Consider the following 11,900-nt stretch of genomic DNA (forward strand, 5'->3'; position numbering starts at 1 on the left):
GGAACCCCAGCGGCAAGCAAAGGCCCGCACGGAGCAAAATGTGGGAGCGCGGTGCGCGACTTGCTCCCACATTTGTTCCGCGTGTCAGATCAAGCCAAACAGCTCTTTAGGCATGAACGCATAGAATGCCAGGCGCGGAATCACCCAGCTCTGGATCAGTTGGATCGCGATAAACGCGAAGATCGGCGAGATATCCAGGCCGCCCAGGTTGGGGATCAGGCGACGGAACGGCGCCAGCACCGGCTCGGTGATCTGGTACACCAGTTCTGCCCCAGGGCTGCGGCTGCCGGGTGCGACCCAGGAGAGGATCACGCTGATGATCATCGACCAGAAGATGATCTTCAAAAACAGCGAGAAGATACCGATCAGCGCCCACGGCAACAGCAGCACCGTGAAGGCCTGGTAGCCATTTAGCATCAAGACCACCACAAACAGCAGGATCTGCAGCAGCAGTGCCAGCACCAGCGACGACATGTCCAGGCCGAACATGCTCGGCACTATGCGGCGCAGTGGCTTGAGCAGCGGCTGGGTGGCTTTCACCACGAACTGGCACAGCGGGTTGTAGAAGTTCGCCCGCACCAGTTGCAGGATAAAACGCATCAGCACGATCAGCAGGTACAGGCTGCCCAAGGTCTGGATGATGAAGATCAGGGCGTCATTGAGTCCAAGCATCATGTATTCCTTCGTAGGGAGACGACTATTTGCCCAGCTGCTCGGCCATTTCGGCCGAACGATGCGCCGCGGCACCCAGTGCTTTTTCTACCAGGGCTTCAAAGCCCCCGGCCTGGAACGATTCGATCGCAGCTTGCGTGGTGCCGCCCGGTGACGTTACGCGACGGCGCAACTCGGCCGCGTCCACATCGCTTGTGACGGCCATCTTCGCCGCGCCCAGGGCGGTTTGCTCGGCCAGTTGCTCGGCAACTTCCTTGGAGAGCCCCAGCTTCACGCCGGCGGCGGTCATGGCCTCGATCAGCAGGAAGAAATAGGCCGGGCCGCTGCCGGACACGGCGGTGACCGCGTCCAGTTGCTGCTCCTGTTCCAGCCACAGGGCAATGCCCACGGCGGACAGCAACTCCTGGGCCTGCTCACGCTGTTCGGCGCTCACTTGGGCGGTGGCGTACAGGCCGCTTACACCCTGGCGCAGCAGCGCCGGGGTATTGGGCATGCAGCGCACGATCGGCTGGGCGCCGAGCCAATTGTTCATGCTGGCGCAGGTGATGCCGGCGGCAATGGACACCACCAGTTGGTGCGGCTGCAGGCTCGGGCGCAGGCTCTCGCACACGGCCTTCATGGCCTGCGGCTTGACCGCCAGCACGATCACGTCGACGCCCTGGATGGCCTCGGCATTGTCGGCGAAGGTGTTGATGCCATGTTCGGTGCTGATGCGGGCGCGGGTCTCTTCACCCGGATCGCTGGCGCGGATCTGCGTGGAGTCCAGGCCCTTGGCCCGCAGGCCGCCGATCAGGCTGGCCGCCATGTTTCCGGCGCCGATAAAGGCAATACGCGTGTTGCTCATGACAGGTCCTTACTCAGAGGGAAGTCAGCCATTTCATGGCTGGCCGTAGTCGCGGGCACCAAACAGGGCGGTACCGATCCGCACCCAGGTGGCACCCTGGGCGATAGCCGACTCAAGGTCGTGGCTCATGCCCATGGAAAGTGTGTCGAGCGGCAGGTTCAAACGGGCTTGCAGGTCGCACACGGTGGCGAACGCCGCATCTTGCTCGGCCCGATCTTCTGTCGGCTCGGGAATCGCCATCAAACCGCGCAGCTTCAAGTGCGGCAGGGCGCTGATCGCGTTGGCCAGGGCCGGCAGGTCGGCGGGCGTGCAGCCGGACTTGCTGGCTTCGCCACTCACGTTGACCTGAATGCAAATGTTCAGCGGCGGCAGCTCGGCCGGGCGTTGTTCGGACAGGCGTTGGGCAATTTTGAGGCGGTCCACGGAATGCACCCAGTCGAAGTTCTCGGCGATGGCGCGAGTCTTATTCGATTGAATGGGGCCGATGAAGTGCCAACTCAAGGGCAGGTCGGTCAATTCGGCCTGTTTACCCAAGGCTTCCTGCAGATAGTTCTCGCCAAAGTCGCGCAGCCCGGCGGCATAGGCTTCGCGCACAGCTGGCGCGGGTTTGGTCTTGCTCACGGCCAGCAGGTGGATGCTGTTTGCGTCACGTTGCACGGCCTCGGCCGCGGCGCGGATGCGCCCGCTAACCTGGCCGATATTGTCTGCTATCGTCGACATTCAAGATGCGCCCGTGGATATGGAGTCCGCGGCATTCTACTGGAAATGGAAAGCCCTATGGATATCACTGAATTGCTTACGGTTGGGGTGCGCCGGGGCGCCTCCGACCTGCATCTGTCGGCTGGCCTGGTGCCCATGCTGAGAATCGATGGCGAGGTTTGGCCCCTGGATTGGCCGGTGCTTTCATCCCGGCAAGTTGCGGACTTGTTAAGCCCTTTGCTCAACGAGCACCAACAAAACGATTTCGAAACATCTCTTGAAACGGATTTTTCCTTCGAGCTGCCCGGCGTGGCGCGGTTCCGGGCAAACGTGTTCCAGCAGGATCGCGGCATGGGCGCAGTGTTTCGCGCCATCCCGGCCGAGGTCCAGAGTTTGGAGAACCTGGGCTTGGGCGATGTATTCCAGCGTATCGCCCGGTTGCCGCGCGGCCTGGTACTGGTGACCGGGCCTACCGGCTCCGGCAAGTCCACCACCCTGGCGGCGATGATCGATCATCTCAACCAGCACCGGCGCCAGCACATCCTCACGTTGGAAGACCCCATCGAATTTATCCACAGGCCGAAAACCGCGCTGATCAATCAACGCCAGGTACACCGTGATACGCACAGCTTTGCGGCAGCGCTGCGCTCGGCACTGCGCGAAGACCCGGATGTGATCCTGGTGGGCGAGTTGCGCGACCTGGAAACCATTCGCCTGGCGTTGACGGCGGCAGAGACCGGGCACTTGGTGTTCGGCACCTTGCACACCACCTCGGCGGCAAAGACCGTAGACCGCCTGGTGGATGTGTTCCCAGCAGGTGAAAAAGCCATGGTGCGTTCGATGCTGTCGGAGTCGCTGCAAGCCGTGGTGTCCCAGGTACTGGTGAAGAGGCTCGGCGGCGGGCGCGTGGCGGCCCATGAAATCATGCTGGGCACACCAGCCATTCGTAACCTGATCCGCGAGGACAAGGTGGCGCAGATGGTCTCGGCGATCCAGACGGGCGGGGCGCTGGGGATGAAAACGCTGGATATGAGTTTGAAGGCGCTGGTCACGGAGGGAGTGATCAGCCGTGAAGAGGCGCGAGAGAAAGCGCGGGTGCCTGGGGATATCTGAGGGTTTGTGAACGACAAAAATCAAATGTGGGAGGGGCGGTGCGACGATTCGACTTGCTCCCGATAGCGGTGGATCAGTCAGCTTATTTGTAGCTGACTCACTGCCATCGGGAGCAAACCCCCCACATTTACGGCGTTTCAGCTTTGGATCAGCGCTGCACTACCCGCAAGCTGTTCTGCTCTTTGGGCAGAACCCGCTTGGCAATCACGTAGTTCTTGTCCCAGAACGGTTTTTTCAGGGTGTCGATGCTTACCGACTTGCCACGACGCGGTGCGTGAATGAAGCGGTCGTTGCCCAGGTAGATGGCAACGTGGTTCACCTGGCGGCTCTTGAGTTTGAAGAACAATAGGTCGCCGGGTTTCAGATCCTTGCGGTCAACCTTCTGCCCGTGGCCAGCGGCCATGGCATTGGAGGTGCGTGGCAAGTCCACGGCGGCGACGTCGTTAAACGCATATTTCACCAGGCCGCTGCAGTCGAACCCTTTACTTGGGCTGCTGCCGCCCCAACGATAAGGCGTACCGAGCACATTTACAGCGCGGCTGAGGACGTTGCTGCTTTGCTTGGTGTTGACTGCCATCAGGCCTGGGGCTGTTTTACCGTGGGCCTTGCTCAGTTGAGTCGGGCGGCTGACGGTCGGCTTTACCGATTTGGCAGTGCTTGGGGTGCTGTGGACTTTAGGGGTAAAACCGTTAACGTTCGGAAGTCGTTGCTCACGATTGGTGGCGTGGGCGGCCAGTGGCATTAATAGGCAAATGGTTAGCCATGTCTTGAAAAATGGTCGCATTAGGCGTGGCTCTTATGGGTTTGCGCGCAACTTTATAACAGCTTTTTGTGTCGTTCTCAGGCCGTTTGTCGACTGAACCTTGGGGTCAAAACCCGGAAAAACGCGACGATTCGCCGCAATTGTCCTACACAAGTCAGGTGGCATAAGGCTTTCAGGGCAGTGAAGATACCATTTGCCGTACGTCGGGCGCGCGTAAAAAAGTCACAAAGAAAGTGAAAAAATTTATCTATCGAAGCAAAAGAGGTACGCCATGAACACCTATCAACAGGTTGGTCCGCAGCAAGACACCCACAGCAAGGTGATCGGTTACCTATTGTGGATTTTCGGTTTTACCGGGGCGCACCGCTTTTATTACGGTAAACCCGTTACCGGTACGATCTGGTTTTTCACCCTTGGCCTGTTGGGTATTGGCTGGTTGATCGACCTGTTCCTGATCCCGGCCATGGACCGTGAAGCCGACCTGCGTTTTACCGCCGGGCCCATCGAATACAACGTGGCCTGGATCCTGTTGGCGTTTCTTGGGGTGTTCGGTGTGCATCGCATGTACCAGGGCAAATGGATCTCCGGCCTGATCTACCTGCTGACCGGCGGCTTGTTCCTGGTGGGGGTGCTGTATGACTTCTGGACGCTGAATACGCAGATCTCGATTCGCAATGCCGAGCGCAATGGCGGACGTTGACTCCAGAAGCCTACACATAACCAACTGTGGGAGGGGGCTTGCTCCCGATTGCGGTGCATCAGTAAACAATTAAGTGACTGATACACCGCTATCGGGAGCAGGCCCCCTCCCACATGGTTACTGTGCTCGCTCTAGACTGATTTTAGGCCTGGTAGCTGATGCGGCCGTCTACCAGCGTGTAACGCACCGTCGCCGGCAATGCATGGCCGATGAACGGGCAGTTCTCGCCCTTGGACAACCAGTGTTCGCCGGCAATCGTGGAGCTTGCCGGATCAAACAGCACCAGGTCCGCCGCCGCACCCACCGCCAGCTTACCCGCCGGCAGGCGCAAGGCTTCGGCCGGGCCGGCGCTCAGGCGCGCCAGCAATGTCGGCAAGTCCAGCAAGCCATCTTCCACCAGCGTCATCGCCAACGGCAGCAACAGCTCGACGCTGCTGATACCCGGTTCTGTCGCGCCAAACGGCGCCAGCTTGGCGTCGCGCTCGTGGGGTTGGTGGTGGCTGGAGATCGCCGAGACCACACCCGACTTCACCGCCGCGCGCAAACCGTCGCGGTCGGCCAGGGTGCGCAGCGGCGGCTGCACGTGGTACAGGCTGGAGAAGTCGATCAGCGCCTCATCCGTCAGGATCAACTGATACAACGCCACATCCGCCGTCACCGGCAGGCCACGGGCCTGGGCCTGGGCAATCAGGGCCACGCCTCGGGCGCTGGTCAGTTGGCTGAAGTGCGCACGCACGCCGCTTTGTTCCACCAGCAGCAGGTCGCGGGCCAGGGCCACGGTTTCGGCGGTTTCCGGAATGCCCGGCAGGCCGAGGAAGCTGGCCACGGCGCCTTCATGGGCCAGGCCGCCTTCGGCCAGGTCGCGGTCCTGGGAGTGGAAGATCACCGTTAGATCGAAGGTGGCCGCATATTCCAGGGCGCGGCACAGGGTGCGGGTGCTGCGAAAGCTCTCCAAACCGTTGCCGAAGGCCACGCAACCGGCGTCGCGCAGCGCAATGAGCTCTGCAAGCTGTTCGCCTTCCAGGCCTTTGCTCAGGGCGCCGATGGGGAACACTTTGCAATTGCCAGCTTCACGGGCACGGTCGAGGATCAGCTCGGTCACCGCCGAGGTGTCCAGGATTGGCTTGGTATGCGGCGGGCAGCACAGGCTGGTCACGCCACCGGCCGCGGCGGCGCGGGTTTCGCTGGCGATGCTGCCTTTGCGGCTGTAACCGGGCTCGCGCAGGGCGACGTTCAGGTCCACCAGGCCAGGCGCGGCGACCAGGCCTTTGGCGTCGATGGTCTGGCTGGCACTGAAGCCGCTGGGGGCGGCACCGAGGGCAATGATCTTGCCGGCTTCCAGATGAAGATCGGTCACTTGATCCAGGCCACTGGCCGGGTCGATAACGCGAGCGCCAATAATGCTGAGCTTCACTGGGCGTTCTCCTGCTCGAATTGACGTTGCGCGGTTTGCCCGCTCATGGCCATGGACAACACTGCCATGCGCACGGCGATGCCGTAGGTGACCTGGTTGAGGATCACCGACTGGTTGCCGTCGGCCACTGCCGACTCAATCTCCACCCCTCGGTTGATCGGGCCCGGGTGCATCACGATGGCATCCGGCTTGGCCCCGGCCAGGCGTGCGGTGGTCAGGCCGAACAGGCGATAGAATTCACCTTCGCTCGGCAGCAGGCCACCGGCCATGCGCTCGCGTTGCAGGCGCAGCATGATCACCACGTCCACGCCCTTGAGGCCTTCGGCCATGTCGGTGTAGACCTTCACGCCGTATTGCTCGATACCGATCGGCAGCAGGGTCTTTGGCGCGATGACGCGGATGTCGGGGCAACCCAGGGTTTTCAGGGCCAGCATGTTCGAGCGCGCGACACGCGAATGCAGGATGTCGCCGACGATGGCCACCGAGAGGTTTTCAAAGCTGCCCTTGTGCCGACGAATGGTGAGCATGTCGAGCATGCCCTGGGTCGGGTGGGCGTGGCGGCCGTCGCCGCCGTTGATGATCGCCACTTGCGGGCACACGTGCTCGGCGATGAAATGCGCGGCGCCGGAGTCGCCATGGCGTACCACGAACATGTCGGCGGCCATGGCTTCCAGGTTGCGCAGGGTGTCGAGCAGTGTCTCGCCCTTGCTCGCCGACGAGGTGGACACGTTCAGCGTGATCACGTCGGCCGACAGCCGCTGGGCCGCCAGTTCAAAGGTGGTACGGGTGCGCGTGGAGTTCTCGAAGAACACGTTGCAGATGGTTTTGCCGCGCAGCAGTGGGACTTTCTTCACCGCCCGGCCACCGACTTCGAGAAACGAGTCGGCCGTGTCGAGGATTTCGGTGAGCAGTTCGCGGGGCAAACCGTCGAGGGACAAGAAGTGTTGCAACTGGCCCTGAGCATTGAGCTGCAGCGGGCGCTTGGCATCTAGAGGCGTCATCGCGGGGACTCTTTACAAGGCGGTTTAAAGGGCAAGGTCTTGCAGTTCGAGTTCGAGCGGCGTGGGACCGGACAATTTTACCCGTTGCCGGGCGGCAAGCGACAGCGTGGCGCCGACCACATCCGGGCTGATCGGCAGTTCGCCGGCGTCCAGGTCCAGCAGGCAGACCAGCGTGATGCTGGCCGGGCGGCCGTAGTCGAACAGCTCGTTCATGGCGGCGCGGATGGTGCGGCCGCTCATCAGCACGTCGTCGATCAACACCAGATGCTGGCCTTCGATCTCGAACGGCAGGGCGGAAGGGCGCACCTGCGGGTGCAGGCCGTTCTGGCTGAAGTCGTCGCGGTAGAAGGATACGTCCAGGGTGCCCAGGGGCGAATCGCTGTCCAGTGCCTCCAGCAGCGCCTGCGCCACCCACACACCGCCGGTGCGAATGCCGATAAAGCGCGGCTCGCTGATGCTGCGGTGTTCCAGGTGCGCCTTGAGGCGTGTCGCCATCTGGGCGATCAGTTCGGTGGGATTCGGCAGGCTCATGGTGGCTCCTTCAAACGCCTTGCGCGGCGGGTGGCCTGCAAGGTCCGGGCTCAAACGTAAAAAGACGCGGCAAGCCGCGTCAGTCAGGATTCAAATAACGCCGTGTTTTCATCCAGCCAACCTTGCAACAGCAGCGCGGCCGCGATAGCGTCCACGGGGTTGTCGCGGTAGCTGCCCTTTTGCCCGCCACGGTCACGTCGCTCACCCTTGGCTTCGAAGGTGGTCAGGCGTTCGTCGTGGGTATAGAAGGGAATGTTGTAGCGGCCGTTGAGGCGGCGGGCGAACTTTTCGGCGCGCAGGCACATGTCGCTGGGGGTGCCGTCCATGTTCAGAGGCAGGCCGACCACCACCGCATCGGGTTTCCATTCGTTGATCAACGCTTCGACCTGATTCCAGTCCGGTATGCCGTTCTGGGCCTTGAGGGTGCACAGTTCGCGGGCCTGGCCGGTGATGACCTGGCCGACCGCAACGCCGATCTGTTTGGTGCCGTAGTCAAAACCCAGGATCAGACGCAAGGCCATCAGGCGTGCCCTGCCTGGCTGGTCAACAAACTAAGGTTGACTCGCAGCTTGGCGGCGGCCGCTTCAAGGCGCAGTTCGCTGGCGGTGTTGAACAGGATGTCGGCGTCGAACGGGCAGGTCAGCCAGGCATTACTGGCCAGTTCGGTTTCCAACTGCCCGGCTTCCCAGCCGGCGTAACCCAGGGTGATGACGCTTTGCTCGGGGCCCACGCCATCGGCAATCGCAAACAACACGTCCTGGGAGGTGGACAGCGACACACCGTCCAGGTCCACCGTGGCCTGGAACTTGGGCCCGGTGGGGTGCAGCACAAAACCTCGATCAGTCTGCACCGGCCCGCCGATGTAGATCGGCACATGCTGGCAACGGGCCGGCGGCTCTATCTCGGGGCGCAACTGCTCGAGGATATCGGCCAGGCTCAGCTCCTGCGGGCGGTTTACCACCAACCCCATGGCACCATTGGCCGTGTGCTCGACGATATAGGTCAAGGTCTGCGCAAAGTTCGGGTCGGCCATGTGGGGCATGGCAATCAGGAATTGGTGCTTGAGGTAAGTCGGGCTGACATTTTTCATGTCCGCTAGTGTGGCGTTGGAGGGGCGAACTGACAAGCTGGAGTTCTTGTGTTGTGCGCTCACTACACAGGCAGCGGTCAGTTGCTGGAGAGCCGATCGCCCTTGGCGAATTTCCAGGTGCGGATGATTTCCAGACGGTCCACGTCGTTCAAGTCCCCGGTAAACGGGGCGAACGGCGCGGCCAGGCGCACGATGCGCTGGGCGACCTGGTCCAACAGCGGCTGGCCGGAGGATTCCAGCACCTGTACCTCATAGAGCGAGCCATCGCGGTTGATCGACACCAATAGCCGCAAGTTGCCGTAAATCTGTTGGCGACGGGCCTCGTCCGGGTAATTGAGGTTGCCGATACGCTCGACCTTCTTGCGCCACTCGTCCTTATACCAGGCGCCTTTATCGCGCATGGTGGAGGCGGCGTTCAGGCGGTAGATGCGTGGGCGCTTGGCGTACAGCTGCTGTTCATTGGCCAGTTCGGCTTCCAGGCTGGAGATCTGGTCGGACAGCTGCGAGCTGTCAAACGTCGGCGCTGGCTTCACCGGTTCCGGCTGCGGCTCGGTCTTGGTTTTTTCGCGCTGGACCGGCGCTTTTTGCGGTTTGGGCGCGACGGTGGCCACCGCTGGCTTGGGCGTGGCCTGCTTGATTTCGGGCTTGGGCGCCGGAGGTGGCGTGACTTTGTTGACCTTGTTGTCCTGGAACGGCGCCACTTCAGTGGTCTTGGGGATGGCTTTCTTGTCCAGGGTGCCGCTGCCCTGCTGGTTGTCCTGGGCGAGAAAGTCTGCCTTCTCAGGCTTTTTTTCGCTTTTGAACGTGGCGAGGGTGATTTCCAGGGTCTTGGTGATCTGCTTGGGCTCGACCATGGTGAACCCCACGCCGAGGAGCACGGCCAGGTGAATCAGCGCGGCCAGAAACAGGGTAAAACCGAGCCGATCAGCCGGGCGCACGCCGCTGTGGGAGAGTTCGGGAGGCAGATTGGACGGGAGTGTCATGACAAAAAAACCAACATCGCGCGTTTCACAGGTCGCGCATGATAACGCAATGTTGGTGCGTGTCCGGCTGTTCTATGTCACTTGGCTTGTAGCTTGCGCTCAATGGCGGCCATCAGCATTTCGCCGATGTTCGTGCCAAATGCATTGTCGATCTCACGGATACAGGTGGGGCTGGTGACGTTGATTTCGGTGAGGTTCTCACCAATTACGTCAAGGCCTACAAACAGCAAGCCCTTTTCCCGCAGCGTCGGGCCAACCTGGCTGGCGATCCAGCGGTCCTTGTCCGACAACGGCCGCGCTTCGCCACGACCGCCTGCCGCCAGGTTGCCACGGGTCTCGCCCGCTGCCGGGATGCGCGCCAGGCAGTAATCCACCGGCTCGCCGTCGATCATCAGGATGCGCTTGTCGCCATCCTTGATTGCCGGCAGGTAGGCCTGGCCCATGATCTGCTGGGTGCCCAGGGCGGTCAGGGTTTCGAGGATCACCGACAGGTTCGGGTCGCCGGCGCGATGACGGAAAATCGAGGTGCCGCCCATGCCGTCCAGCGGCTTGAGGATCACATCGCCATGCTTGGCGGCAAATTCACGCAGCACATCGGCGCGGCGGCTGACCACGGTCGGCGGCGTGCACTGCGGGAACAACGTGGCGAACAGTTTTTCGTTGCAGTCGCGCAGGCTCTGCGGCTTGTTGACGATCAGCACGCCGGCGCGCTCGGCCTGCTCCAGCAGGTAGGTGGAGTAGACAAATTCCATGTCGAACGGCGGGTCCTTGCGCATCAGGATCACGTCCAGATCGCTCAACGGGCTGTCGATCTCGTCTGAAAGCTCAAACCACTTCTCGGGGTTGGCGAACACCTGCAACGGGCGCATGCGTGCGCGGGCCTCGCCGTCGCCCTGGTACAAGTCGCGCTGTTCCATATAGAACAGGGTCCAGCCGCGGGCCTGGGCGGCCAGGAGCATGGCCAGCGAGCTGTCCTTTTTATAGGAGATGCTGGCGATAGGGTCCATGACAATGCCGACGCGAACGCTCATGGGGGATTTCCTCTAGCAAATTAGGGCGCATAAAAGTGGCGTCAGAGTGGCGCTGCAGTTGTTGTGGGTCAAGGAAAAACCACCGGGCGAGTGCCTCGATAGATTGCTCTTCGAGACTGTGCTAAAAAGGCTGCCACGGCGCAGCAGCCCTTGAATTCCAAGGCCTGCGGGGCTCATCCTGTGCAACATCAGGCAGTACGCACCGAAAACCGATTCGCTGTGGCGATGGTAGAGCAGATATGGAACAGCATTCCAACGCCTTGAGAGTGATGGTGATCGACGATTCGAAAACGATCCGCCGCACCGCCGAGACGCTGTTGAAGAACGTGGGCTGCGATGTCATCACGGCCATCGACGGTTTCGATGCCCTGGCCCGGATTGTTGATCATCACCCGCACATTATCTTTGTCGACATCATGATGCCGCGCCTGGATGGCTATCAGACCTGCGCCTTGGTGAAGAACAACCCGGCGTTCAAGTCGATCCCGGTGATCATGCTGTCCTCCAAGGACGGCCTGTTCGACAAGGCCAAGGGGCGCATCGTCGGTGTCGATCAGTTTTTGACCAAGCCTTTCAGCAAGGAAGAACTGCTGAGCGCGATCAAGGCCTACGTGCCGGGGTTCGCCGCAGTTGAACAAGCACACTGACGTCGCCTTACAAGGGCCGGCGCCGACCAATGTAATGGGGAAAACCATGGCACGTGTTCTGATCGTCGACGATTCGCCGACTGAAATGTACAAACTGACCGGCATGCTGGAAAAGCACGGCCACCAGGTCCTCAAGGCCGAAAACGGCGCCGATGGCGTAGCCCTGGCCCGCCAGGAAAAACCCGATGCGGTCCTGATGGACATCGTGATGCCGGGCCTCAATGGCTTCCAGGCCACCCGCCAATTGTCCAAGGAGCCGGAAACCAACGGCATCCCCATCATCATCATCACCACCAAAGACCAGGAAACCGACAAGATCTGGGGCGCGCGCCAGGGCGCCAAGGACTACCTGACCAAGCCGGTGGACGAAGAAACCCTGATCGCCACCTTGAACAAGGTACTGGCCGGCTGA

Annotated in this window: 15 protein-coding genes; 4 read left to right on the forward strand and 11 right to left on the reverse strand. The window is 61.4% G+C overall.

Translation table 11 applies throughout. The features are described 5' to 3' along the window. Window positions 1–84: 84 nt before the first annotated feature. The 3 genes from AB4O23_RS05890 to AB4O23_RS05900 are packed head-to-tail and all read right to left on the reverse strand — an operon-like array spanning window position 85 to window position 2,236. Window positions 85–672 carry a YggT family protein gene (locus AB4O23_RS05890; RefSeq protein ID WP_065879314.1) on the reverse strand — a complete coding sequence of 196 codons (588 nt, stop codon included), beginning with the start codon at window positions 670–672 and terminating at the stop codon, window positions 85–87. 25 nt (window positions 673–697) lie between these two features. Further along, window positions 698–1,516: a pyrroline-5-carboxylate reductase gene (gene proC / locus AB4O23_RS05895; protein WP_065879315.1), complete on the reverse strand. Its 819-nt coding sequence runs from the start codon at window positions 1,514–1,516 to the stop codon at window positions 698–700. Window positions 1,517–1,549: 33 nt separating this feature from the next. Then, entirely contained in the window at window positions 1,550–2,236 is a 687-nt protein-coding gene (locus tag AB4O23_RS05900) for a YggS family pyridoxal phosphate-dependent enzyme (protein WP_217855516.1), read from the reverse strand. Between the two features lie 57 nt (window positions 2,237–2,293). Here AB4O23_RS05900 and AB4O23_RS05905 point away from each other — a divergent pair, with 57 nt between their 5' ends. Continuing rightward, the gene (locus AB4O23_RS05905) at window positions 2,294–3,328 is read left to right on the forward strand and encodes a type IV pilus twitching motility protein PilT (protein WP_017530968.1); all 1,035 of its coding nucleotides are present in this window, start codon (window positions 2,294–2,296) and stop codon (window positions 3,326–3,328) included. Between the two features lie 148 nt (window positions 3,329–3,476). On the opposite strand, the gene AB4O23_RS05910 is transcribed toward AB4O23_RS05905, so the two are convergent. After that, complete coding sequence (locus AB4O23_RS05910) at window positions 3,477–4,112, reverse strand: C40 family peptidase (protein WP_017530969.1); 636 nt, start codon at window positions 4,110–4,112, stop codon at window positions 3,477–3,479. A gap of 250 nt (window positions 4,113–4,362) precedes the next feature. Here AB4O23_RS05910 and AB4O23_RS05915 point away from each other — a divergent pair, with 250 nt between their 5' ends. Then, the gene (locus tag AB4O23_RS05915; protein WP_017530970.1) at window positions 4,363–4,791 is read left to right on the forward strand and encodes an NINE protein; all 429 of its coding nucleotides are present in this window, start codon (window positions 4,363–4,365) and stop codon (window positions 4,789–4,791) included. A gap of 142 nt (window positions 4,792–4,933) precedes the next feature. On the opposite strand, the gene AB4O23_RS05920 is transcribed toward AB4O23_RS05915, so the two are convergent. The 7 genes from AB4O23_RS05920 to gshB form a co-directional block, all read right to left on the reverse strand. Beyond that, the gene (locus AB4O23_RS05920) at window positions 4,934–6,205 is read right to left on the reverse strand and encodes a dihydroorotase (RefSeq protein ID WP_065879316.1); all 1,272 of its coding nucleotides are present in this window, start codon (window positions 6,203–6,205) and stop codon (window positions 4,934–4,936) included. After that, a complete protein-coding gene (locus AB4O23_RS05925; RefSeq protein ID WP_017530972.1) occupies window positions 6,202–7,206 on the reverse strand; it encodes an aspartate carbamoyltransferase catalytic subunit in 1,005 nt (334 codons plus the stop codon). Before AB4O23_RS05925 ends, AB4O23_RS05920 begins: the two co-directional genes overlap by 4 nt. A 24-nt stretch (window positions 7,207–7,230) precedes the next feature. After that, the gene (pyrR, locus tag AB4O23_RS05930) at window positions 7,231–7,737 is read right to left on the reverse strand and encodes a bifunctional pyr operon transcriptional regulator/uracil phosphoribosyltransferase PyrR (protein WP_065879317.1); all 507 of its coding nucleotides are present in this window, start codon (window positions 7,735–7,737) and stop codon (window positions 7,231–7,233) included. A gap of 83 nt (window positions 7,738–7,820) precedes the next feature. After that, a complete protein-coding gene (gene ruvX, locus AB4O23_RS05935; RefSeq protein WP_017530974.1) occupies window positions 7,821–8,258 on the reverse strand; it encodes a Holliday junction resolvase RuvX in 438 nt (145 codons plus the stop codon). Further along, complete coding sequence (locus AB4O23_RS05940) at window positions 8,258–8,827, reverse strand: YqgE/AlgH family protein (protein ID WP_017530975.1); 570 nt, start codon at window positions 8,825–8,827, stop codon at window positions 8,258–8,260. The genes ruvX and AB4O23_RS05940 overlap by 1 nt, the downstream gene beginning before the upstream one ends. A gap of 77 nt (window positions 8,828–8,904) precedes the next feature. After that, window positions 8,905–9,810 carry an energy transducer TonB gene (locus tag AB4O23_RS05945; RefSeq protein WP_460070006.1) on the reverse strand — a complete coding sequence of 302 codons (906 nt, stop codon included), beginning with the start codon at window positions 9,808–9,810 and terminating at the stop codon, window positions 8,905–8,907. A gap of 77 nt (window positions 9,811–9,887) precedes the next feature. Continuing rightward, entirely contained in the window at window positions 9,888–10,841 is a 954-nt protein-coding gene (gene gshB, locus AB4O23_RS05950) for a glutathione synthase (RefSeq protein WP_065879318.1), read from the reverse strand. A gap of 239 nt (window positions 10,842–11,080) precedes the next feature. On the opposite strand from gshB, the gene pilG reads away from it, so the two are divergent. Together pilG and pilH are read left to right on the forward strand one after the other, a co-directional pair. Then, complete coding sequence (pilG, locus tag AB4O23_RS05955) at window positions 11,081–11,488, forward strand: twitching motility response regulator PilG (RefSeq protein ID WP_003176671.1); 408 nt, start codon at window positions 11,081–11,083, stop codon at window positions 11,486–11,488. 46 nt (window positions 11,489–11,534) lie between these two features. Then, on the forward strand, window positions 11,535–11,900 hold the full coding sequence (gene pilH, locus AB4O23_RS05960) for a twitching motility response regulator PilH (RefSeq protein WP_014720320.1): 366 nt from the start codon (window positions 11,535–11,537) through the stop codon (window positions 11,898–11,900).

The sequence above is a fragment of the Pseudomonas sp. H2_A10 genome (assembly GCF_054680085.1).